This window comes from Faecalicatena sp., from assembly GCF_058819085.1.
On record NZ_JBZUUL010000015.1, the window covers coordinates 69,088 to 92,838 of the forward strand.

The following is a 23,751-nucleotide window of genomic DNA, read 5'->3' on the forward strand; positions in this document are numbered from 1 at the left end:
AAAGGCGCATCACCATGATAGTGATACGCCTTTTGGATTCAATTATGCATTCTTCTTGGCAATTGCAGCCTGCGCAGCAGCGAGCCTTGCAATTGGTACACGGAATGGTGAGCAGGATACATAATCCAGTCCAAGTGTGTTGCAGAATTCTACAGAACTTGGATCTCCGCCGTGCTCTCCACAGATTCCGATGTGAAGGTTCGGATTAACCGGTTTTCCTAATTTAATGGACATTTCCATTAATTTGCCGACACCTGTCTGATCCAGTTTTGCAAATGGGTCATTCTCGAAGATCTTAGCGTCATAGTATGCATCTAAGAACTTACCAGCATCGTCACGGGAGAATCCGTATGTCATCTGTGTTAAGTCATTTGTTCCGAAGCAGAAGAAGTCAGCTTCTTTCGCGATCTCATCAGCTGTAAGAGCAGCTCTTGGGATCTCGATCATTGTACCAACTTCGTACTTTAAGTCGCTTCCTGCTGCTGCGATCTCAGCGTCTGCTGTCTCAACAACAACTTTCTTCACATATTTTAACTCTTTGATATCTCCAACCAATGGGATCATGATCTCCGGGCAAACCTTCCAGTCAGCGTGTGCCTTCTGTACGTTGATCGCTGCACGGATCACAGCCTTTGTCTGCATCTTAGCGATCTCTGGATATGTCACTGCCAGACGGCATCCACGGTGTCCCATCATTGGGTTGAACTCATGCAGAGAATCGATGATCGTCTTGATCTCTTCTACTGTCTTGCCCTGAGCGTCAGCCAGTTTCTTAATGTCTTCTTCCTCTGTAGGAACGAACTCATGAAGCGGTGGGTCTAAGAAACGGATGGTTACCGGATTTCCTTCCAGTGCCTCAAACAGTCCTTCGAAGTCTCCCTGCTGTACCGGAAGGATCTTCTCAAGTGCTGCTTCTCTTTCTTCTACTGAATCAGAGCAGATCATCTCACGGAATGCAGCAATTCTGTCTCCTTCGAAGAACATATGCTCTGTACGGCAAAGACCGATACCTTCTGCACCAAGCTCACGAGCCTTCTTAGCATCTGCAGGTGTATCAGCGTTTGTACGAACCTTCATTGTTCTGTACTTGTCAGCCCATCCCATGATTCTTCCGAACTCTCCGGCGATCGTTGCATCAACTGTCGGGATCAGTCCGTCATAGATGTTACCTGTAGAACCATCCAGAGAGATTGCATCTCCTTCATGATATTCTTTTCCAGCAAGTGTAAATTTCTTGTTAGCTTCGTCCATAGCGATGTCGCCGCATCCGGATACACAGCATGTACCCATACCACGTGCAACAACGGCAGCGTGAGATGTCATACCACCACGTACTGTCAGGATACCCTGAGCAGCCTTCATACCTTCGATATCTTCCGGAGATGTCTCAAGACGTACAAGTACGACCTTCTCTCCTCTTGCAGCCCACTCTTTTGCATCGTCAGCTGTGAAGACGATCTTACCACATGCAGCTCCTGGAGATGCACCAAGTGCCTTGCCAACTGGTACAGCAGCCTTTAAAGCAGCAGCGTCAAACTGTGGGTGAAGCAGTGTATCTAAGTTTCTAGGATCGATCATTGCAACAGCTTTTTCTTCTGTGATCATTCCTTCGTCTACTAAGTCACAAGCGATCTTAAGGGCAGCCTGAGCTGTTCTCTTACCGTTACGTGTCTGAAGCATGTACAGCTTCTTATCTTCGATCGTAAACTCCATGTCCTGCATGTCTCTGTAATGATCTTCCAGTTTATCACAGATTGCTACGAACTGATTGTAAACTTCCGGCATTACTTCCTGTAACTGAGAGATCTTCTGTGGTGTACGAACACCGGCAACAACGTCTTCTCCCTGAGCATTCATCAGGAATTCTCCCATGAGCTTCTTCTCACCTGTAGCAGGGTCACGTGTAAATGCAACACCTGTACCGGATGTCTCACCCATGTTACCGAATGCCATCATCTGTACGTTAACAGCGGTTCCCCATGAATATGGGATATCGTTGTCACGACGGTATACGTTCGCTCTCGGGTTGTCCCATGAACGGAATACAGCCTTGATAGCTCCCATTAACTGTTCCTTCGGATCAACCGGGAAGTCTTCCCCGATCTTCTCTTTGTATTCAGCCTTGAACTGCTCAGCCAGTACATGTAAGTCTTCTGCTGTCAGGTCAACGTCCTGTGTAACGCCTTTTTCTTCTTTCATCTTGTCGATGAGTTCTTCGAAGTACTTCTTGCCGACTTCCATAACTACGTCAGAGTACATCTGGATGAATCTTCTGTAGCAGTCCCAAGCCCAGCGTGGGTTGCCGGATTTAGCAGCTAATACTTCAACTACTTCTTCATTTAAACCAAGGTTCAGGATGGTATCCATCATACCTGGCATTGAAGCTCTTGCTCCAGAACGAACGGAAACAAGAAGCGGATTCTCTTTATCTCCAAATTTCTTTCCAGTAACTTCTTCCATCTTTGTGATGGCATCCATGATCTGATCCATGATCTCGTCATTGATCTTTCTGCCATCCTCATAGTACTGAGTACAAGCTTCTGTTGTAATCGTGAATCCCTGTGGTACTGGAAGACCCAAGTTTGTCATCTCAGCAAGGTTAGCACCTTTACCACCAAGCAGGTTTCTCATGGTTGCGTTACCTTCTGTAAACATATAAACCCATTTTGCCATGTCTTAATGACCTCCTAAAAATATTTTTTACAAATAATGTTGCACTAAGTCGCATATAATATTTTAATGGTTTTATTTTGGCTCGTCAAGCATTTTGTCCGTAATTTTGACCAATCTTTCGGGGTCTTTTTTGTCTAAAATACCCGTTTCTGACAAGTGTTGATTTTTGTTTTGGAATTATTCACAATTTTCCTTCCCATAATCATAAAAAACTGGGCAAACTCCCTTATGCATGGAAGTCTGCCCGTTTTCTACATTTTACAGATCCTTGTTTTTTCGTCCACCTGCCGTGTGACTCTATGCCTCTTTCAAAAAGGCCAGATATCCTTTCAGTGCCTCATAGATATCAGCCTTGCTGGATACCTCCCACGGTGCATGCATACTCAGCACTGCGATCCCGCAGTCGATCACTTCCATCCCGTAGTCCGCCATCAGGTAGGCGATCGTTCCGCCGCCCCCTCTGTCGACCGCTCCAAGCTCTGCTGTCTGCGTCACGACATGATGCATTTCCATGATCCTTCTTAACTCTGCGATAAACTCCGGGTTGGCGTCATTTCCGCCCGACTTACCCCCGCTGCCGGAATATTTGTTGAATACCAGTCCATTTGCAAGATATGCCGAGTTCTTCTTTTCATAATATTCCGCGAACTTCGGATCGTAAGCCGCGCTGACATCTGAGGAAAGCATCTTCGAATTGGACAGTGCCCTGCGCAGCTTCAGCTCTGTATAATCGCCGCACAGCTCCATCACCTCGGCAAGCGTATTTTCAAAAAAATGAGAACGCATCCCCGTTGCTCCGGTACTCCCAATCTCCTCTTTGTCAACCAGGATACAGCAGGAGGTCCGTCTCGATACTTTCAGCTCCAGCAGCGCCAGAAGAGAAGTGAATGCACAGCTTCTGTCATCCTGCCCGTACGCCAGGATCATGCTCCTGTCAAATCCTAAATCTCTGGCCTTCCCCGCCGGCACGATCTCCAGCTCAGCCGAAATAAAGTCTTCTTCCCGGATATGATACTGTTCCCGCAGGATCCTTAAGACCGACCTTTTCACAAGCTCATCTTCCTTGGCTGTTTCTTCTTCATCTAAGATTTCCAGGTGATTCTTTCCCAGCGCACGTTTCTCACTGCCCTTTTCTATCGGGAGATTTCCGATCAGAAGATCCATCTTCTCTGCGTCGATAAAATCCTTCACCTTTTTCTCGTTCTGTTCTTTTCCCAGATGGGGCAGAAGATCTGTAATGACAAAGACCGGATCCTTCTCTTTTTCCCCGATCTTGATCTCCACCTTCGTCCCGTCTTTGCGGATGACTACACCATGAATCGCCAGCGGCAGTGCCATCCACTGATATTTCTTTACGCCGCCGTAATAATGTGTATCCAGGTAAGCATTTCCGCACTCCTCGTATAGAGGAACCTGCTTCACATCGATTCGCGGTGAATCGGTGTGCGCACCCAGTATATTCAGTCCTCTTTCCAGCGGCTCTGCGCCGATCTGGAATAAGACCACGGATTTCTCCATGTGGCATGCATACACCTTATCCCCCGGTTTTAGGGTTTCTTTTGCTTCTCTGATCGTCTTTAGATCCCGGTACCCCTGGGCCCGGGCCAGTTTGACTGCGGCCTGGGCACATTCCCGTTCTGTTTTGCTGCAGTCCAGGAAATGACAGTACGCGTGGCAGATTTCTTCTGCCCGTTTCCTCTCATCCTGACTATATTCATTCCATGCATTTCTTCTCTTCATGATCATCGCTCCTTTGAACCTTCTATCAGTGATAGTATGGATGATCCTGGAAAAAATATGCATCAGAAACAGACATCATACAAATTTGCTTTAACGCATATCCTTCAAAAAGGCGCAATATGCACGGTATGCCTCATACACATCTGCCTTGCTGGAAATCTCCCATGGCGCGTGCATGCACAATACCGCCACGCCGCCGTCGATGACCTCCATCCCAAACTGTGCCAGGATATAGGCGATCGTGCCGCCTCCGCCGACGTCGATCTTTCCCATCTCCGTCATCTGGAAGGCCACCTGATTCTCGTCGAATACCTTTCTCAGCTTTGCAATATACTCTGCATTGGCATCGTTGGATCCGCTCTTTCCCCTGGATCCTGTATGTTTTTTGATCACAAGACCTTTTCCGAAGAAGGAGGAAGACTTCTTGTCATACGCATCCGCATACATGGGATCAAACGCTGCTCCCACATCTGATGAAATCATCGTGGAATTTGCCATTGCGTGACGCAGCTTTAATTCAGAAAATCCTCCCAGCTTATCCATCAGGTCTGCGACTGCATTTTCAAAGAAACGGGAGTGCATCCCGGTAGCTCCGACGCTGCCGATCTCCTCCTTATCCACCAGGATACAGCAGGAAGTACGCTCAACCCGGTCCATTTTCAGCATCGCTGCCAGAGAAGTGTAAGCACAGACACGGTCATCCTGTCCATATGACATAATCATACTGCGGTCGATTCCACAGTCTCTTGCCCTTCCCGCAGGAACGATCTCCAATTCCGCTGACATCAGATCCTCTTTCTCGATCTCATATGCATCTTTCAGGATCGCTAATATCTGCGCTGCCGCTGCATCCTTTTCTTCTCCAATCAGAGGTTTGCTGCCAATCAGAATATCCAGGTTTTCCCCCTCCACGACCAGAGCAGCATTCTTCTCCATCTGCTTTCCGGACAGGTGGATCAACAGATCTGTCACTACAAATACCGGATCGTCCTCTTTCTCTCCGATCACAACATCAATCTTCGTTCCATCCTTTTTGACCACAACACCGTGGATCGCCAGTGGAATGGTAACCCACTGATACTTCTTGATCCCGCCGTAATAATGGGTATCAAAGTAAGCAAACCCGCTCTCTTCATACAGTGGGTTCTGCTTTAAATCCATGCGCGGTGAATCCACATGCGCGCCAAGAATGTTCATTCCCTTTTCCAAAGGCATCTCCCCGATATTGAATAGAGCGATGGATTTTCCCATCCAGGCTGCATATACTTTATCCCCTGCTTTTAATTCTCCTGCCTCCGCAAGATCTATGTACCCCGCCGCCTTCGCCTGACGGATCACCTCGGTGACACACTCTCTTTCTGTCTTACCGGCATCAAGGAACTTCTTGTAATCAGATGTAAGCGATTCCAGCTCTGTCAATTGTTCCTCTGTATATACTTCCCATAAATTCTTACTCATCACAGCCTCCTGCTTATGTCATTTTTATCATTTTTTCTCATGAAGTCAGTTAGGGACGTAGCCTTATAAAAGATTACGTCCCTACTCATGAATTAAAATCTGAACTTCTCCTCAAAGTAAGCTTTCAGATCTTCGATCTTTACTCTTTCCTGTTCCATGGAATCTCTGTCACGTACTGTTACGGCTCCGTCTTCCTCGGAATCAAAATCGTATGTCACACAGAATGGTGTACCGATCTCATCCTGGCGGCGGTAGCGTTTTCCGATATTTCCACGGTCATCGAATTCACAATTGTACAGCTTAGACAATTCTGCATACACCTTTTCAGCACCTTCATTGAGCTTCTTAGATAATGGAAGCACACCGATCTTTACAGGTGCAAGTGCCGGATGGAAGTGAAGAACTGTACGCATATCTCCGCCTTCCAGCTCTTCTTCATCATATGCACTGCAGAGGAATGCAAGTACCATACGGTCAGCCCCAAGAGATGGCTCGATTACATATGGAATGTATTTCTCCTTCTTCTCGTCATCAAAGTAGGACATATCCTGCTTGGATACTTCCTGATGCTGTGTCAGGTCATAATCTGTTCTGTCTGCGATACCCCACAGCTCGCCCCATCCAAATGGGAATAAGAATTCTACGTCTGTTGTAGCTTTACTATAGAAGGAAAGCTCCTCTTTATCATGGTCACGGTATCTGATCTCTTCATCCTTCATGCCAAGAGAGTGCAGCCAGTCAAGGCAGAACTGCTTCCAGTATGCAAACCACTCCAGGTCAGTTCCAGGCTCACAGAAGAACTCTAATTCCATCTGCTCAAACTCTCTTGTACGGAAAGTAAAGTTCCCCGGTGTGATCTCGTTTCTGAAAGACTTACCGATCTGTCCGATACCAAACGGGATCTTCTTTCTGGAGGTTCTCTGTACATTCTTAAAGTTTACGAAGATTCCCTGTGCTGTCTCCGGTCTTAAATAAACCGTATTCTTTGCATCCTCGGTAACTCCCTGGAATGTCTTGAACATCAGGTTGAACTGACGGATATCTGTAAAGTTGTGCTTACCGCAGGACGGACACTTGATCTGATGTTCCTCGATAAAGGAAGTCATCTTCTCCTGTGACCACGCATCGACTGCACCTTCTATTGCGATTCCATTGTCCGCACAGTAGTCCTCGATCAGCTTATCCGCACGGAAACGCTCGTGACACTCACGGCAGTCCATCAAAGGATCAGAGAATCCGCCAAGATGTCCGGATGCCACCCATGTCTGTGGATTCATCAGGATCGCACAGTCAACACCTACATTATATGGAGACTCCTGAATAAACTTCTGCCACCATGCTCTCTTTACGTTATTCTTCAGCTCCACACCAAGATTACCGTAATCCCAGGTGTTGGCTAATCCACCGTAAATTTCAGATCCCGGGTACACAAATCCCCTCGTTTTCGCAAGAGCTACAATTTTTTCCATTGTTTTTTCTACCATAATACTGCTCCTCACATTCTTTTTCATCTCGATTTCTACCTATTATAAGGGCTAATTCCTAATTTTTCAAGCTATTTGAACATTCCTGGCAAAGATTATCTAACATGATCTAACAATTCAGTCGTATAACCCAAATTTACAACAATGTTTCCAATATCTCCAGTGACTTAAATCTCTTATCCACATACACGTCCCGATACCGGTCCAGCACCTTTGCAAGCTGCCCCAGCACCTCATCCTTCACGTTAAAAGTATAGAGCTTCTCGATCGGACTGGTCTCTATATATTGCATGCTATACAAAGTTGACTGTTCCAGACGCATTCCGTCGATGACATCCCCGCCGCAATCGCTGCACACAAGGCCGCCCTTACTTACACTGAATACAGCCGGCCGGTCCTTACTGCCGCAGACGACACACTGAAAGACCTGCGGCCCTTCCCCGTTGATCACGTATGCGCGAAGCTCAAATATGTAACGGATGAGTTGGTTCGGAATATGCGGATTCGACAGCGCCCTTAAGGTCTGGTATAAAAGCTTCAGCATTTCCCGCTCATCGTTAAATTCTTTTGCATAATAATTGGCAAACTCAAGAAAATAGAAACCATAATATGCACCGATCATGTCATTTCGAAGCTCCGAAAAATAATTGGTGATATTGGCGGACTGTATTGTATAGGAAGTCCTTCCCTCATACATGGTGAATTCACCGAAAGAAAATGGATTGACCGCACCGACTAAAGGGCTGTTCGGCCGTCTGGACCCTTTGGCAAATGCGGCAATCTTTCCCTGTTCTTTTGTCAAAATCACGACTCTTCTGTCATACTCTCCAACCGGAGCCGTAGACAGTACCATTCCCGTCAGTACAATCTGATTCACGCTCATTTACCCCGATACTTCTTTCCTTCTCATCTCCGGTCATCCTGCCGGACACTGCTTCACTGCTGCTTTCCATCTTATAATTCAAATAGTCTTCCACTTTCCCGGTGGCTATAAACTGCTGCCAGTATTCCTTCTCCATCCGATCACCTCTTCGTTAAATGCATTTCAAGATTTTATCCTTCTTATGTTATACGATTAGGTTCTCCGATATGGCCGTACAGTATACCACGTAAAATCTGCCAGCACTTTTTAAGCCAAATGCCTTGACAATCTAAAATTTAGTCCGGAAAGCCCGGACAAATTCCGGCCCTTTATTCTTCCTCACGGTATCCGAAATTCTTCATCAGAAAATCACTGTCTCTCCAGTTCTTCTGCACTTTCACCCAAAGCTTTAAATTCACCCTGCAGTCCAGCATACGTTCGATCTCAAACCGGGCTGTGCTGCCGATCTTTTTCAGCATACTGCCCTGTTTTCCGATGATGATCCCCTTGTGGGAATCACGCTCACAGATGATCGTCGCATCAATATGCATCACTTTTTTCTGCATTTTCATGCTGTCGATCGCGACCGCGATTCCATGGGGAATCTCTTCCTGCAGACAGTGGAGCGCCTTTTCCCGGATCAGCTCCGCCACGATCTGCCTCTCCGGCTGGTCCGTCACGGTGTCCTCATCATAAAACTGCGGTCCGTATGGAAGATACTGCATAATCACTTTGACCAGCTCATCCGTATTATCCCCGTTTCTTGCCGAAACCGGAACAATTTCCGCAAAATCATATTCCTTGCGGTAGACATCGATAAATTTTAAAATCTCATCTCTCTTGACCATATCGATCTTGTTAATCACAAGGATAACCGGAGTCCTGACATTTTTCAGTTTCTCAATGATGTGCTGCTCGCCTGCACCGATAAAATCCGTCGGCTCCACGAGCCACAGCACCACATCGACCTCATTTAACGTCTTCTCCGCCACATTCACCATATATTCACCCAGTTTGTTCTTCGCCTTATGGATCCCCGGTGTATCCACAAAGACGATCTGACCCTCCTCGGTGGTCAGAACCGTCTGGATCCGGTTACGGGTGGTCTGTGGTTTATTCGATGTAATAGCGATCTTCTGCCCGATCAGCTGATTCATCAGTGTGGACTTCCCCACATTGGGCCGTCCGATCAAGGTCACAAAACCTGACTTGTAATTTTCGTTCATACATTCTCCTCTCAAAATAAGTTCTTCACTTCTAAGAACAGTTCCTTCTGTTCCTCGATCTTCTCTTCTCCGCCGATGACACAGAGCTGGTCTGCAGACAGCACCGCCTGTACCACCTCTGCCAGCCTGCGGATGTCCTCCTGGTGCGCCTCAAGGATCTGCATCCTCTCCTTTTGAATCATCTCTTTCGATACATGGTTCATATACAGATTCATGGAGCGGTCGCCTTTTGCCGACGGGGTCATCGGACGGTCAATGTTACTGATCGTACCGATCACATATTTGTTCATATCACGCTCATCCACCGTAAAGTTCTTCAAATAATCCACGATTCCTTCGTAAACTTCGATCGTCTTCTCCAGATTCGGATCACGGTAGGAAATAAAATATCCCTCACCGAGTCTGTTGAAGCTGCTCATACAGCCATACGCACCGCCTTTGACACGGATATTCTGCCAGAGATAGTCATAACTTAAGATCACCTTTAAGATCTGAAGGGCTCCGTTGTAATCCACATCCCGGTCGATAAAGTTGCCGACTCTCGCCACATACTGCACCTTGGAAGAAGTCTTGAATCCCTCATTTTTCTTCCTGCAGTGTATGATGCACGGCGTCTCCTCCGGCTTTGGCTCCTCATGCAGGCTCTTTGCGATCTTTCGGATCTGCTCACAGGCCGGCTCTAAGCCTTCCTCGGATGCGGTGTAGCTTACCATCATGTTGTCGGCCCTGAAAAGCTTTACTGAGAGTTCTTTCAGATTTGCAATCAATTCTTTCTTCTTCTCCTCAAAATGCTCTTCCAGCTCTTTTACCACCTGATAATAGCCGATTCCATCCACGTCATCCTTGAACTTTGCAAGCGGTGAATCATAGGACAGCGCACGCAGCGCAGCCGTCGTATGCCCGGAAGAGAGGAAGCTCATCTGCAGCCTGGACTTGAGCATTGCCAGGATCTCTTTCAGACGCTTCTCATCATCCAGCTTAGACTCCATCAGGATTTCGCGCATCATGTGAAAGAGCACGTCCATCTTCGGATACAATGCCTTTCCTTTGATCTCAAATGTGGCACGGAACTCTTTTTCCTTTGCCTTTGTCACATCCGCATACAATTCCAGGGACGTTCCGATTCCTCCCGTATGCACATTGATCTCATTGAACAGCTCACCATATTCGTAATTCGTGGTATCAATCAGTCCGAGAACCGCCTGCAGGATCCCCGCATAAGCCAGCTTTTCCTCGGGCACGCCGGACAGGTCAAACAAAAGTGTCACATATCCGATGCCATTGGTATCAACGCCATGGTAGACCATTTTGGTTCCGTCTACCTCTTTCTCTTCGTTATAAATCGGAGCGATTTCTCTAGAAATATCTGCTCTGCTAAGGACCGGGATCTTCTCCATATCCTCTTTAGAATCTTCCTCTTCCTGATAGTCGGCCAGTGCCTTTGTATCTGCAGCCAGCTTCTTCACTTCCTCATCGCTTAAAGCTGCTTTATAATTCGCCAGCTTTTCCTCCAGCTCCTTGTCCATGCGGGCAGTTCTGCCCTTTTCCGGCTTCACAATCACGATGGATCCATGGGTATTATCCAGCAGGTATTTCTGGATCAGACCCTCGAAATATCCGGTTCCTACCTGTTCTTTCAAAAATTCAAAGGTAGGAAGTGCCTGCATGTGGATAAATGGTTTCTCATCATCATACAGCCAGCTGTCAAATAACTGAAGCCCATACATCAGCCCCTTCGGATAATTTCCAAAATCCGCCTCGCGGAAGCGGAATTCATGATAATTGATTCCCGCCTCAAGAGCCTTCTTATTGATCCCGTTCTCCACCAGATCTCTCAGAGTCTCTTCAATCACCCGGATAAAGTCTTCCTTCTGATCCAGATTGGCATTCTTAGCGATCACAGAGAAAATCGGCTGCAGGATCCCATTGTCGTAGGAGCCCATAATGTCCTTCCCGATTCCTGCGTCCACAAGCGCCTTCTTAAGCGGCGCGCCCGGTGCGGATAAAAGCGCATAGTCCAGGATCTGGAAAGCCAGGTACAGCTTCTCATCCAGGCTGTTCCCGATCACCTTATTATAGGAAAGATATGTGTTATCCTCTTCAGATTCTTCACTGGAAATCGAATACTCCATCGTAAGCTCCCTCACCGCATCAAACGGCTCCTGGTAACGGATCTTCGAATCCACCTCGATCTGCTCAAATCTGCTTAAATACTCCCGGTCCAGCCAGTCCAGCTTTTCCTCCATGTCCATATCACCGTAGAGATAAATATAACTGTTGGAAGGGTGATAGTACTTCCTGTGGAAATCAAGGAACTGCTCATAGGTCAGTTCCGGGATCACCTCCGGGTCACCTCCGGATTCATTGGCATAGGAAGTATCCGGGAACAGGGAGTTTAACACCATACGGTCAAGCACACCCTCCGGCGAGGAAAATGCCCCTTTCATCTCGTTGTAAACCACACCGTTGTATTCCAGCTTTGCGTCTTCATCGTCTAATTTATAGCTCCAGCCTTCCTGGCGGAAAATCTCCTCATGCTCATAGATGTTCGGATACAGCACCGCATCCATGTAGACATGCATCAGATTCTGGAAATCCTTATCATTACAGCTTGCAACCGGATACAGGGTCTTATCCGGGTAAGTCATGGCATTTAAAAATATATTCAAAGACCCCTTCACCAGCTCTACGAACGGATCCTTTACCGGGAACTGCCTGGAGCCGCACAAAACGGAATGCTCCATGATATGGGGAACTCCCGTGCTGTCAGACGGCGGCGTGCGAAATCCGATCGCAAATACTTTATTTTCATCGTCATTCTCCATCAGCAGGACCCTGGCCCCGCTCTTTTTATGTTTGAAAAGATATCCTTTCGATTTTAAATCAGATAGATCTTCCTGCTGCATCAGCTCGTATGCATCCAAGTCAAAAATACTCATAGTACACCTCTCTTTTTTATTCGATTCTCCTTAACTGTTCAGAACCATGAACAGTTACGATTCTCCTATTATAGCATCTTCGCCAGAACAATAAAAGGGGGCTGTTTGGATGAAATTTTTTCACCCAGGCCCGCCCCCTTTATGTGCACTGAACTTCTAAAAAAATACTTTCCCATATGATCTAATGCTGAGCATCCACATCCTTCGTCGCGATCACATCGACGCCGGTACCTGCTGCATTTTCCAAAATGACATCGCCGATTCTCACCGGCGCCTCGATCTCCACGCCTTTCAATGCCCTGATACAGCCGAAGATCTTTCCTTTCGGGATATCTTCCCTCGTTTTCACGGGTACCCTGGCATCTACACCATTCTTCACCTTCACGGTGGTGGTCACGATCCTGGTAGGATCCGTCACTTCCTTTCTCGCATAACGTTCCCCCTTGGTACAGGTATTTCCGGTCACGGATATGACCTCTTCTCCCTCCATCTCCACCTGCATCACACACCCCATGGGGCATCCGATACAAACCAGTTCTTTCTTCTCCATCTTTTTATGCCTCCTCAATCTGAATGATCATCTCTGCGTTCTCTCTCACGCCTGCAAACCAGGATTCTTTCAGCCGGATCTGTTCCATCTCCCCCGGTGCCATCACAGGCCTCTTCCGGTGCAGAAGTCTCTCGCCATTCAAATATACACTGATATAATGATTATAGTATACCTTACCTACCCGGAAACGCACAACCTGTTCTTCCTGCATCCGCGAAGGGTGGATCAGAGACGGAACCGTATAACGGACACCACCGGACGGAATCAGGGATACCACTCTCTGTGGCCGTTTTTCTTCCCGGCCGGATTCTGTTTTTCCCTCTTTTTCCTCATTTCTCCGGGACTTATCCACATAGTATGCCGCATTTTTCCCCGCAGCAGAAGCCTCCTCCGACACAAAATCCACAAGATCATGTACGTGCAGTACATTTCCGCAGGCAAATACTCCCTCGATGTCCGTCTCAAGACTTTCATCCACAACAGGTCCCGAAGTAACCGGATTCAGCGTAACCCCGATCTGGGTGGATAATTCATTTTCCGGGATCAGCCCCACAGATAAAAGAAGGGTATCACACTCATATTCCTCCTCAGTTCCCGGAATGGGGACCCCCTTTTCGTCGACTGCTGCCAGGGTGATTCCTTCTACCCGCTCTTTCCCCTGGATGTCAACGACAGTATGGCTCAGTTTCAGCGGAATCCCAAAGTCATCCAGACATTGTACAATGTTCCTCTTTAAGCCTCCCGAATACGGCATCAGCTCCGCAACCACCTGCACCTCTGCCCCTTCCAGCGTCATTCTTCTGGCCATGATCAGCCCGATATCCCCGGAACCTAAAATAACGACCTTCCTGCCCGGAAGATATCCTTCTATATTCACCAGCCGCTGAGCCGTTCCCGCGGAATAGATCCCCGCCGGACGGTACCCCGGGATATTCAGCGCGCCTCTCGGCCTCTCCCTGCATCCCATCGCCAGGATCACCGCCCCTGCCTGGATCTGGTACATTCCCCGCTCCCGGTTCATGGCCGTGATCACCTTTTCTCTGCTGATATCCATGACCATTGTGTTCAGACGGTATTCAATCTCCAGATCTTTAACCTGCCGGATAAAACGCGCCGCATATTCCGGCCCGGTCAGCTCTTCTTTAAATGTATGTAAACCAAATCCGTTGTGGATACACTGGTTTAAAATTCCCCCCAGCTCTCTGTCCCTCTCCAGAATCAGGATGCGCTTTGCTCCTGCTTTTCTCGCTGACACTGCCGCAGCCAGTCCTGCCGGGCCGCCCCCGATGATTACGATCTCATATTGTTCCATTTTATTTCCTCCCTGTTATCTATAAAAACAATATTATCAATCAAAGCTATTTTCTCTGAAAAAACATAGTTAGCTATTTATTTACCAACGAATCTTTGTTAGTTCCGAGGATCAGCCTTGACTTTCCGCCCGATTTGGTCAGTTCTTCCATCGTTACCCCAAGCTCACGGGAGAGAATCTCCATGGTCCGCGGAGAGCAGAATCCTGACTGGCACCGCCCCATCCCGGCTCTGGTCCTGCGTTTGACCCCATCCAGGGAACGTGCTCCAAGCGGCCTGTGGATGGCATCCAGGATCTCCCCTTCGGAGATCATCTCACAGCGGCAGATAATATTTCCATACGCCGGATTCTTTCGGATCAGCTCATTGCGTTCCTCCATCGTTAGTTTAGAAGGATCCAGGATCCCCTTTCTCCTGCCACAAAAACTCGGATTCTCTTTTAACCCCATTTTCTCTTTCAATATTGCCGCAATCCTCTCCCCGATCGCAGGAGCGCTCGTAAGTCCCGGTGACTCGATCCCCGCGCAGTCGATGAAGCCAGGAGCATCGAAAACCTCCTCTATGATAAAGTCGTGTCCGTCCTCATGAGCACGCAGGCCTGCGAAGCTGGTAATCACCTTTCTAAGGGGAAGCCCCTTTACATTCTGTCCGGCCTTTTTGGCAATTGCAGACATGCCATCGGCCGTCGTATTCGTCCCCTCTTTATCTTCAATATCCGCTGCCGTGGGCCCTGCCAGTAGGTTTCCATGCACCGTCGGAGTCACAAGGACGCCTTTTCCCAGTTTCCCCGGGAGAGCGAAAATCGTTCGTGACACATGTGCCCCGGCGCTCTTATCAAGCAGATAATATTCGCCCTTTCTCGGAGTAATATGAAGCTTCTTCTCACTCACCATGTTGTGAAACCGGTCTGCATAGACTCCCGCCGCGTTCACTATATATCGGGTCTCATAATTCTCCCCGGAAGTCTCAAGTAGGAATCCCTGTTCCGTCTTTCTGATCTTCTGTACCTCGGTATCAAAATAAAATTCAACCCCGTTTTCATTGGCATTCTCAGCCAATGCGATATTCAGTCCAAAAGGACACACAATCCCGGCACTCGGTGCATACAGAGCCGCGATCACTTCATCCGTCACATTCGGTTCCATCTTAAGTACCTGCTCCCGATCCAGAATCTCCAGTCCCTCTACACCGTTCTTTTCCCCCCGCTCCTTTAATATTTCCAGTGAGCGGCGTCCTTCCTTCTCCCTGCATATGACCAGAGAGCCTCTTCTGGAGAATGGGAAATCCAATTCTTCTGCCAATTCTCCTATCAAATGATTTCCCAGGACATTCATCCTGGCCATCAAAGATCCCGGTTCTGCATCATATCCGGCATGGACGATTCCGCTGTTTGCCTTGGAGGTGCCACAGCAGACATCCTCCGCTTTTTCAAGCACACAGGCCTTTACCTTATATCTGGACAATTCCCTCGCTGCTGCACAGCCGGATACGCCGGCGCCGATAATAATCACATCATACATGTTCATACCCTCCCAAAATCTTATAAAACAACTTCTAATACACAGAAAAACAGAGCCCGACAAATAAACATATCTGCTGATATGTCATCTGCCAGGCTCTGTTCTCATAGGCATACACTGTTAACTTCTGCCTTTATTATACCGCCTGAATTTTTAAATTACAACCTCAAATTTTTCTTATAACACAATGGTTAAAGCTCTCCTAATAAGAAGTCGATCAGATTCTTATGGATAATCCCGTCACGGCTCATCGGTATTTTGTCCATGGAAATCACGTATTTCGGGTAATTATCAGGGATATCTCTGTATGCTCCAAATTCGCGCTCAACAACCTGTTCATCTGCCAGATAATAGGCTGCCTGTATATAACACTTTTCCGATCCACGTTCCGCAATAAAATCGACCTCTCCACGATATGTCTTCCCGACATACACCTTGTAACCTCTTGCAATCAATTCATTATAACAGATCGTTTCTATAATGTAATTGTATTCATCCTTTACCCGGTTCTTTTTTAGCCGGAAAAATCCCAAATCGCAGACATATATCTTTTCTTCAAATGCCAGCTGCTTTTTCCCTCTGATATCATATCGTGAAACCTTATCACAAATGCAGGCTTCCTCTATATATTTTATAAAATCATACACAGTCGGTGCCGATACTTTTTGATTCACATCGGAAATCGCCTCCGCCACTTTATTCCCGGATACGGTCACAGAAGTATTTCCCACCAGATAATCCAATACCCTGTCAAGCGCATGAGGCGAAGCGATCTTGTTCCTCATGATAATATCTTTGAGTACCACAGAATCGTATATATTCGATAAAATAATCTCCTTACTTCTCTCCTCCTGCTCTTTACACACGAGCGGGAAACCACCCCATATCATATATTCTGTCAGCAGCTTCTCATGATCGGATTCTTCGCTTCGAAACGTGCAGTACTCTTTAAAATTAAATGGCATAATGCGGAATGAAACTGTCCTCCCGCTTAAATGTGTTGCCAATTCCCCTGACAACAGCTTCGAATTCGATCCGGTAATAAAAATACTTGCATTGTGTGTTGCACGAAAGGAATTTATCACAAGTTCAAATTCGGTTACATTCTGGATTTCGTCAAAGAATAAATAATGTTTTGTATCGTCCTTGATCTTCTCCTCTACAAACTCATACAGCACATCAGGTTCACAATACTTTCTATACTTATAATCTTCAAAATTGATGTATATGATCTGATTCTCCGAAATCCCCTGCTGCTTTACTTCTTCTATGATCTGCCGCATTAATGTAGACTTCCCGCATCGGCGGATTCCCGTAATGACTTTAACCATCTCGGATTCATAGAATGGTCTTATCTGCTTTAGATATAACTCCCGCTTCACCATACGATCACTTCCTTTCTGCTTCTTCTATAATACCATGCCTTTTCTCTTGATTCAATAGAATTAAATATATTTAATTCTAATTATCTATATTTATATAGCATTAAATATTTTTAATATTAATCTCATTTATCTACTTATAATTAAATATTTTTAATATTATTTCCATGTTTGATATCTTTTATTCTCCTGGCATTTTGGAATCTGGCGAATCATCCTCTGCACGGATGAGATTTGCTCCATATCATTAACACAGAAAGGCCGGAACGGCAGTTTTTACACTGACCGTTTCGACCTTCTATCCTTTAAATCACTAATTTATCTTATTTCCAAACTATTTACGATAATACAGCCTGCACACCTCATCTCCCTTGGCAATGCTCTTTAAGAGCTTCAGTTCTCCGCCGTAGGCCTCACCGATCCCATGATCTCCGCACATGGCGATATCACACAGCTCTGCAATCTCTTCATCTGTGCATCCCGCCTTCTGCCATGCCTTCACCAGAGGACAGTAATGAAAGTCAATTGCCAGAACCTCTGGCGTACTCTTTCGGATCTTCATCTCGAATACCCACTGTGCCGGCTTGGTAAACAGTGTTTTTCGAAGCCCGGTAAAATCCTTGGTTCCACCTTTTTTGACCAGCGCCGCCCCCTGGGTCAGACCACATCTTTTGATGGCCGCACTTCCAAAGTCCTTCCATTTCAGACCGCGTTTTCCCGCCTCATCACACAACAGATACAGCCATAAAGCCCGATGCTCCAGCTGTTCCCGAATGGCAGTGATCAATGGATTCTTGATCTTTGGTTCATTTTTCACTCTGCTCATTTTATTCTCCCCCTCTAATCTTCCTTCGCCCATCCATAGGAATACTTCACAGCCTTGTTCCAGCCCCGCAGCATCTTCTCACGCACCGCCGGCTCAATATCCGGCTCAAACACCCGGTCGATCGCCCAGTTGGATAGAACCTCTTCCTTATTCTTCCAGTATCCGACTGCGATTCCCGCCAGGTAAGCCGCGCCCATGGCCGTAGTCTCCACACACTGCGGCCGCTTCACCGGTGCATTGCTTAGGTTTGCCTGGGTCTGCATCAGGAAATTATTTGCGCTGGCGCCGCCGTCGACCTTTAAGGCAGAAAGCCTGATCCCGGAATCCGCCTCCATAGCCGCAAGCACGTCATTGACCTGATAAGCCAGAGATTCCAGCGTAGCCCGGATGATATGGTACTTATTCACGCCCCGGGTCAGCCCCACGATTGCACCTCTGGCATACTGATCCCAATGAGGAGCGCCAAGCCCGGTAAATGCCGGAACCACATAACATCCGTTGGTATCCTCCACCTTTTGCGCCATATATTCCGAAACCTGGGATGAGTCCACAAGCTGCATCTCATCCCGCAGCCACTGGATCGCTGCGCCTGCAACGAAAATAGAACCTTCCAGAGCATAATTGACCTTTCCGTCCATCCCCCATGCGATCGTCGTCACCAATCCGTTTTTGGAAAATACCGGTTTCTCTCCTGTGTTCATTAATAGGAAGCATCCGGTTCCGTATGTATTCTTGGCCTCTCCCTCTTGAAAACAGGTCTGCCCAAACAGCGCTGCCTGCTGGTCACCTGCTGCCCCGGCGATGGGGATCGGTGCCCCGAAAAATCCGGCATCTGCCTCGCCGTATACGCAGCTTGAAGGCCTCGCCTCCGGTAGCATGGACGCCGGAATCCCAAGCTCTGCTAAGATGTCTTCATCCCACTTGAGCGTATTAATATTAAACAGCATGGTCCGGGACGCATTGGAATAATCCGTCACGTGGACTGCGCCCTTGGTCAGCTTCCAGATCAGCCAGGTCTCCACTGTTCCAAACAAAAGCTCCCCTCTCTCGGCTCTTTCCCTCGCCCCTTCCACATTGTCCAGGATCCATTTCACCTTTGTACCGGAAAAATAGGCGTCGATCACAAGCCCTGTCTTCTCCCTGAACTGATCCGTCAATCCCTTTGCTTTCAGGCTGTCACAGTACTCGGAGGTCCTCCTGCACTGCCAGACAATGGCGTGGTAAACAGGCTCCCCGGATTCCTTATCCCAGACGATGGTCGTCTCTCTCTGGTTCGTGATCCCGATCGCAGCAATATCGGCTGCCGTAGCATTGATATTCGCCATCGCCTGCTGTGCCACCTCAAGCTGGCTGGACCAGATCTCCTCCGCGTTGTGCTCTACCCAGCCCGGCTTTGGGAAATACTGGGTGAATTCCTTCTGTGCCATACTGCACATCTCGCCCTTTTCATTAAACAGGATACACCTGTTGCTGGTCGTCCCCGAATCCAGCGCCATTACATACTTTGCCATAAGCTTAAAGCCTCCCTTTTTCTATCTTTCGTTTTACTACTGCTTAGATTACTCATCTGATCAGAGCATCCAGACCTCCTGATTGGTTGTCGATACAGCTACCGCTCCTGCATCCAGTGCCCCCAGCACATCCTCCTTATCCGCGATCAGCCCTCCTGCAATGACCGGGATCCGGCTGAGTGTGCAGATCTTCCTTAAGACCTTAGGCATCACCCCGGGAAGCACCTCGATAAAATCAGGCTTTAAGCCTTTTTGCTTCTCCAGGCTTTCAATACTTTTGAGTGCCATGGAATCGATCACAAAAAAACGCAGCACCGTATACATGGACAGCTCTTTTGCCCGATGTACAAGGGGCAGCTTCGTCGTGATGATCCCGTCTGCCTGTGTATTTTCCCTGATAAAGTCCACCGTGATCTCCCTGGTGCTTAAGCCTGTGATCAGGTCGATGTGCACCATCGCAGTCTTTCCGGCAGACTTGATCTCCTTAACAATGCCGCCGATCGTACAGATATCTCCGAACAATACGAATACCACCTGGATCTCTTCTGCGTCACAGCTCTTTTTCAGTCCCTCCCTATCCTTCACGGCCGCGATCATCGGGCTGCCTTCTACGATGTCATAAAACTGATTCACCATGTCACCTCTTCTTTTTCTTAGTTGATCCTATGTAATCCATTATAAATTCTATTCGGTATAAAAGCAATCAAAGACTATAAAACACAAAAGATAAGACCTGAGGTTCCCCCAAGTCTTATCCCATGCGTTTCTTCCATATGTTAAATCATATTCTTACAGCACCCCGCCAAGATATTTCCTGTCATCCTCCGGCGAGATTTCCCGGATGACCCTGCAGGGATTTCCACATGCCACCACATTTGCCGGAATATCGCGGATCACAACACTCCCCGCGCCTATGATGCTGCCCTCCCCGATGGTGACTCCTGATACAATGGACACATGTCCGCCGATCCAGACATCATCACCGATCCGGACCGGAAGAGCATATTCCAGCCCGGCCGCCCTTCTCTCTTTGTCGCAGGCGTGCCCTGCCGCATAGATCCCGCAGTTCGGCCCGATCATCACGTTGTCTCCGAAGGTCACCTCATTTCCTGCCAGGATCGTAAAGTTATAATTTGCGAAAAAGTTTTCTCCTAAGGTCACTCTTCCCCAGAAATCACAATGGAAAGGCTCCTCGATCCGAAAATGCTCTCCCGTCTTTTTCATCTCTCTGCGGATCATCTCTTCCCGCTCTTTTGTCTGCGAAGGACGCAGACTGTTATATTCAAAACTCAGCTCCTGGCTCCTCTCCCGCTCTTTCTGCAGGCTTTCTTCCTTCGCATAGTACAGCATTCCCGAAAGTGCTTTCTCTTCTTCTGTCATAACATGCTTCCTCTCCCGTTCCTATTGCGTCTTCTCTGCCTGTCTCCTCACTTGTTCCTATTGAATGATCTCTTCCAGTGCCTCCAGCGTGCACTGCACCATGTGTCTGCCCAGTTCCATGCTCGTCTCCTTCGCACTTTGCGCAAACCACTCGGTATTCTCTTTCGTCCTCTTTAGATCCACATGATCCGGGTAGAGTGCATACATCAGGCTGGACTCGAACTTTCCTGCATGGTCGAATCCACCGCATTTATGCTGCGCCTCTGCACTGATCAGCGGGATCACCTTGATATAAGAAAACGGATCGTCCCCGGAACCAAGATTTTCATAATAATCTGCATAATCATTGCTTCCCCACCAGCCTTTGCCACGCGTATCTTCCATGTACTCCATGATGACCTTCTTCGCCGCCTTATGGCACGCAAGCGTCATCGGCATCAGCCCGGCCTCCTCTGTCTGATGATGAGCGACACAATAGATATTCTTGTTCCCTCCATAGATCATCGACTTCAAGATGCAGTAGATATACTGCTCATATACATCCACATCAACATGGATCGTGCCGCTTTCCGGCCCCGCCACGGCATAGCTCGCAACACCGTACCAGATCGGAGGACATACTACGATCTCTTTCTTCTTTTCCAGCTCCCGCATGATCCCATTGATTACCATCGTGTCTGTTCCGCAGCTCGCATGGAGTGCATGGTACTCGATCGTCCCGATGGGAATGATAAACGGCACCTTTCTTTTTTTCGCATCATCCAGTTCCCTGTAAAACATATCTACCATCTGCATACTGTGATCCCCCTTTATCTGATATCATCGAAGCGGAAATTCTAACTCGGCTTCGATGTCTCCCTGATGAGATTAAAACTCCAGCTCATATAACTTTCCGATCTCCGGTGAAAGTACCTCGCAGCCATCCTCTGTGACTGCGATCCCTTTCTCCCAGCGCACGCCAAATGTATCGGTTGATATGAAGGTATCGATCTGATAGGTCATGTTCGGTTTCAGAGCATAATCCGAAGTCGTTTCTACCCACGGAGCCTCCACTTCGATCATTCCTGTGCCATGCAGCGGGCCATAGACGAAGTTGTTCTGATATCCATTGTCCACATAATACTGGTAAAAATTCCTGGCGATATCGGATGCCTGTACCCCTGCCTTCACCTGCTTCTGTGTCCACTTGTGCGCCTCTAATCCAAACATTACGACATCCCGGCGTCTTCCCTCCAGTTTGCCAAGCACGATCGGATAGCCGATGGCCGCAGAGTATCCGTCGATCTTCGCAGACAGATTCAGCTGTACAATATCCCCCTTCTGGAATTTTCGGTAGGAAGACCTGGAGATCGCATGTCTGGTGGATGCCTCTGAGAAGACATACATCGGAAGTCCTTCATACTCCGCACCATGTTCGTAGACAACCCTCTCTGCAACTCCCACCATCTGAAGCTCTGTCATTCCCGGCTGAATCTCCTTTATTACCTGCTGCGTTGCCAGCTCTGCGATCCGGTAGCCTTCCCTTAGGCAGTTGATCTCATTCACGGATTTGATGGAACGCAGTTCTACCATAATGTGATCTGCACGTACGATCTCTGCCTCCGGAAATGCGGTTTTGATTCCTTCCATAATAATGACAGAAGTATCCAGATAACTTGCCACACCGATCCGAAGCTTTCTGCCGCTGATTCCCAGGGCTTTGAATACATCCTGATAAGTATCGGCCTTTAATTCCGGATAGGCCGGGTCCGCACCTTCTCGATACTCCTTTAAAACAAATACTTTATCCAGTCTGGATCTGTCTGCAGCAAACTGGCTGCTCTCAGGTCCTGCAAGCAGCGCAGCATCTCCATTCGGTGCGATCACAACGCCGGCGCGCTCAAACAGCGGCCAGAACCCGGAAAAATATCTTGCATTTGCATAATCTGATTCATTGGAATTCACGATCAGGGCATCCAGTCCCTCTCTCTGTAATATTTTTGCTGCTCTTGCTACTCTTTCTTTGTACTCATAATCAGGAATGTACACTCTTCCATTTTCTGTCATATCAGTTTCCTCCAACTCTATATTTTTATTGTCTTATTTGATGTCGCTGCTCCCCCGGACATCCGTATCCGGGTGTTGTATAAAATGCAACTGCCCTCGGTTCTGCTCTTCCGTACTGCGCAACCACCGGAACGTCACTCTCCAGCATGACCGCATACTGTTCGCCCATGACCGCTGTATACTCTCCAAAGTCCTTTTCTTCGTTGGTGCGCAGACAGCGTACACGCTGCGCTTTGACCGTGATAACCAGGTCCGATACAGGATCTCTGTCTGTATAAAGCAGTGTGATCCTGACATGGGCATCTTCCTTACCCGTGTTTGTAATAATGATGGATTCATGTCCGGGAATACTGTTCACGCCTTCCGGCGGTAACTCAGCATCCGGAAAGATCCATACCCTGTTTCCATATGCCAATCTTTTTTCCTCCTTTACTTCATCTGCCTTTCTACGTCTTTCCTCTTTTCCAAAATCTGCTTGGATATTCTTAATTTACTTCTCTGTTTCCCTGCCGGGGTTAAAATAAAAGATCTGCTTCATATCTGCACAAAATTCACTCTCAGAGTCGAGCGCATAGCATTCAAAGCATGGATGCGTATGCTCCCACCACCTTTTCGTAGCAGGATCCTCCTCCATTTTCCTCATATCCGCAGCATAATCGTCTCCCACATATTCATAATAGGAAAAGACGTATCCGCCTTTCAGAAAGATCGAATAGTTTCTGATATTACATGCTTCTATCATATCCAGCACCTCATCCCATACCCGGGCATGAAGCCTTACATATTCCTCTGTTTTTCCGGCCTTTAGTTTCCCAATCTGGCCTATGATCTGCCTTGGCATAG

General features: G+C 47.6%; 20 protein-coding genes. All 20 read right to left on the bottom strand.

What is annotated here, in order from left to right:
* Positions 1 to 42: 42 nt before the first annotated feature.
* Positions 43 to 2,673 (bottom strand): pyruvate, phosphate dikinase, encoded by a 2,631-nt coding sequence (gene ppdK / locus AC4OGX_RS07700; protein WP_493329577.1) that lies wholly within the window; start codon positions 2,671 to 2,673, stop codon positions 43 to 45.
* Between the two features lie 297 nt (positions 2,674 to 2,970).
* Entirely contained in the window at positions 2,971 to 4,413 is a 1,443-nt protein-coding gene (locus tag AC4OGX_RS07705; RefSeq protein WP_493329578.1) for an aminopeptidase, read from the bottom strand.
* 90 nt (positions 4,414 to 4,503) lie between these two features.
* A complete protein-coding gene (locus AC4OGX_RS07710) occupies positions 4,504 to 5,874 on the bottom strand; it encodes an aminopeptidase (protein WP_493329579.1) in 1,371 nt (456 codons plus the stop codon).
* 89 nt (positions 5,875 to 5,963) lie between these two features.
* Complete coding sequence (locus AC4OGX_RS07715) at positions 5,964 to 7,355, bottom strand: glycine--tRNA ligase (protein WP_493329580.1); 1,392 nt, start codon at positions 7,353 to 7,355, stop codon at positions 5,964 to 5,966.
* 136 nt (positions 7,356 to 7,491) lie between these two features.
* Positions 7,492 to 8,238: a DNA repair protein RecO gene (recO, locus tag AC4OGX_RS07720; RefSeq protein ID WP_493329581.1), complete on the bottom strand. Its 747-nt coding sequence runs from the start codon at positions 8,236 to 8,238 to the stop codon at positions 7,492 to 7,494.
* Positions 8,174 to 8,374, bottom strand: a complete 201-nt coding sequence (locus tag AC4OGX_RS07725) for a hypothetical protein (RefSeq protein WP_493329582.1) — start codon at positions 8,372 to 8,374, stop codon at positions 8,174 to 8,176. The genes recO and AC4OGX_RS07725 overlap by 65 nt, the downstream gene beginning before the upstream one ends.
* Before the next feature lie 172 nt (positions 8,375 to 8,546).
* Complete coding sequence (gene era / locus AC4OGX_RS07730; protein ID WP_493329583.1) at positions 8,547 to 9,443, bottom strand: GTPase Era; 897 nt, start codon at positions 9,441 to 9,443, stop codon at positions 8,547 to 8,549.
* An 11-nt stretch (positions 9,444 to 9,454) separates the two neighbouring features.
* On the bottom strand, positions 9,455 to 12,382 hold the full coding sequence (locus tag AC4OGX_RS07735) for an insulinase family protein (protein WP_493329584.1): 2,928 nt from the start codon (positions 12,380 to 12,382) through the stop codon (positions 9,455 to 9,457).
* Between the two features lie 181 nt (positions 12,383 to 12,563).
* Entirely contained in the window at positions 12,564 to 12,932 is a 369-nt protein-coding gene (locus tag AC4OGX_RS07740; RefSeq protein ID WP_493329586.1) for a DUF1667 domain-containing protein, read from the bottom strand.
* Positions 12,933 to 12,936: 4 nt separating this feature from the next.
* Positions 12,937 to 14,244 (bottom strand): NAD(P)/FAD-dependent oxidoreductase, encoded by a 1,308-nt coding sequence (locus AC4OGX_RS07745; protein ID WP_493329587.1) that lies wholly within the window; start codon positions 14,242 to 14,244, stop codon positions 12,937 to 12,939.
* Positions 14,245 to 14,317: 73 nt separating this feature from the next.
* Positions 14,318 to 15,763 (bottom strand): NAD(P)/FAD-dependent oxidoreductase, encoded by a 1,446-nt coding sequence (locus AC4OGX_RS07750; RefSeq protein WP_493329588.1) that lies wholly within the window; start codon positions 15,761 to 15,763, stop codon positions 14,318 to 14,320.
* A 191-nt stretch (positions 15,764 to 15,954) separates the two neighbouring features.
* A complete protein-coding gene (locus AC4OGX_RS07755) occupies positions 15,955 to 17,148 on the bottom strand; it encodes an ATP-binding protein (RefSeq protein ID WP_493329589.1) in 1,194 nt (397 codons plus the stop codon).
* Between the two features lie 331 nt (positions 17,149 to 17,479).
* The gene (locus tag AC4OGX_RS07760; protein WP_493329591.1) at positions 17,480 to 17,971 is read right to left on the bottom strand and encodes an L-2-amino-thiazoline-4-carboxylic acid hydrolase; all 492 of its coding nucleotides are present in this window, start codon (positions 17,969 to 17,971) and stop codon (positions 17,480 to 17,482) included.
* Positions 17,972 to 17,985: 14 nt separating this feature from the next.
* Entirely contained in the window at positions 17,986 to 19,482 is a 1,497-nt protein-coding gene (gene glpK, locus AC4OGX_RS07765; protein ID WP_493329592.1) for a glycerol kinase GlpK, read from the bottom strand.
* Between the two features lie 60 nt (positions 19,483 to 19,542).
* The gene (locus tag AC4OGX_RS07770) at positions 19,543 to 20,118 is read right to left on the bottom strand and encodes a glycerol-3-phosphate responsive antiterminator (protein ID WP_493329593.1); all 576 of its coding nucleotides are present in this window, start codon (positions 20,116 to 20,118) and stop codon (positions 19,543 to 19,545) included.
* A 153-nt stretch (positions 20,119 to 20,271) separates the two neighbouring features.
* On the bottom strand, positions 20,272 to 20,862 hold the full coding sequence (locus AC4OGX_RS07775) for a sugar O-acetyltransferase (protein WP_493329594.1): 591 nt from the start codon (positions 20,860 to 20,862) through the stop codon (positions 20,272 to 20,274).
* Positions 20,863 to 20,919: 57 nt separating this feature from the next.
* Positions 20,920 to 21,657: a creatininase family protein gene (locus AC4OGX_RS07780; protein ID WP_493329595.1), complete on the bottom strand. Its 738-nt coding sequence runs from the start codon at positions 21,655 to 21,657 to the stop codon at positions 20,920 to 20,922.
* A 72-nt stretch (positions 21,658 to 21,729) separates the two neighbouring features.
* A complete protein-coding gene (locus AC4OGX_RS07785) occupies positions 21,730 to 22,908 on the bottom strand; it encodes a M24 family metallopeptidase (RefSeq protein ID WP_493329597.1) in 1,179 nt (392 codons plus the stop codon).
* A gap of 25 nt (positions 22,909 to 22,933) precedes the next feature.
* Positions 22,934 to 23,323: a sensory rhodopsin transducer gene (locus AC4OGX_RS07790; protein ID WP_493329598.1), complete on the bottom strand. Its 390-nt coding sequence runs from the start codon at positions 23,321 to 23,323 to the stop codon at positions 22,934 to 22,936.
* Between the two features lie 75 nt (positions 23,324 to 23,398).
* Complete coding sequence (locus AC4OGX_RS07795; RefSeq protein WP_493329599.1) at positions 23,399 to 23,749, bottom strand: L-rhamnose mutarotase; 351 nt, start codon at positions 23,747 to 23,749, stop codon at positions 23,399 to 23,401.
* Positions 23,750 to 23,751: the final 2 nt, after the last annotated feature.

Bases quoted from the DNA above. Each gene is read 5' to 3' on its own strand.
- ppdK (WP_493329577.1), bottom strand. From the start codon at position 2,673: ATGGCAAAATGGGTTTATATGTTTACAGAAGGTAACGCAACCATGAGA.
- AC4OGX_RS07705 (WP_493329578.1), bottom strand. From the start codon at position 4,413: ATGAAGAGAAGAAATGCATGGAATGAATATAGTCAGGATGAGAGGAAA.
- AC4OGX_RS07715 (WP_493329580.1), bottom strand. From the start codon at position 7,355: ATGGTAGAAAAAACAATGGAAAAAATTGTAGCTCTTGCGAAAACGAGG.
- recO (WP_493329581.1), bottom strand. From the start codon at position 8,238: ATGAGCGTGAATCAGATTGTACTGACGGGAATGGTACTGTCTACGGCT.
- AC4OGX_RS07725 (WP_493329582.1), bottom strand. From the start codon at position 8,374: ATGGAGAAGGAATACTGGCAGCAGTTTATAGCCACCGGGAAAGTGGAA.
- era (WP_493329583.1), bottom strand. From the start codon at position 9,443: ATGAACGAAAATTACAAGTCAGGTTTTGTGACCTTGATCGGACGGCCC.
- AC4OGX_RS07735 (WP_493329584.1), bottom strand. From the start codon at position 12,382: ATGAGTATTTTTGACTTGGATGCATACGAGCTGATGCAGCAGGAAGAT.
- AC4OGX_RS07740 (WP_493329586.1), bottom strand. From the start codon at position 12,932: ATGGAGAAGAAAGAACTGGTTTGTATCGGATGCCCCATGGGGTGTGTG.
- AC4OGX_RS07745 (WP_493329587.1), bottom strand. From the start codon at position 14,244: ATGGAACAATATGAGATCGTAATCATCGGGGGCGGCCCGGCAGGACTG.
- AC4OGX_RS07750 (WP_493329588.1), bottom strand. From the start codon at position 15,763: ATGTATGATGTGATTATTATCGGCGCCGGCGTATCCGGCTGTGCAGCA.
- AC4OGX_RS07755 (WP_493329589.1), bottom strand. From the start codon at position 17,148: ATGGTGAAGCGGGAGTTATATCTAAAGCAGATAAGACCATTCTATGAA.
- AC4OGX_RS07760 (WP_493329591.1), bottom strand. From the start codon at position 17,971: ATGAGCAGAGTGAAAAATGAACCAAAGATCAAGAATCCATTGATCACT.
- glpK (WP_493329592.1), bottom strand. From the start codon at position 19,482: ATGGCAAAGTATGTAATGGCGCTGGATTCGGGGACGACCAGCAACAGG.
- AC4OGX_RS07770 (WP_493329593.1), bottom strand. From the start codon at position 20,118: ATGGTGAATCAGTTTTATGACATCGTAGAAGGCAGCCCGATGATCGCG.
- AC4OGX_RS07775 (WP_493329594.1), bottom strand. From the start codon at position 20,862: ATGACAGAAGAAGAGAAAGCACTTTCGGGAATGCTGTACTATGCGAAG.
- AC4OGX_RS07780 (WP_493329595.1), bottom strand. From the start codon at position 21,657: ATGCAGATGGTAGATATGTTTTACAGGGAACTGGATGATGCGAAAAAA.
- AC4OGX_RS07785 (WP_493329597.1), bottom strand. From the start codon at position 22,908: ATGACAGAAAATGGAAGAGTGTACATTCCTGATTATGAGTACAAAGAA.
- AC4OGX_RS07795 (WP_493329599.1), bottom strand. From the start codon at position 23,749: ATGCCAAGGCAGATCATAGGCCAGATTGGGAAACTAAAGGCCGGAAAA.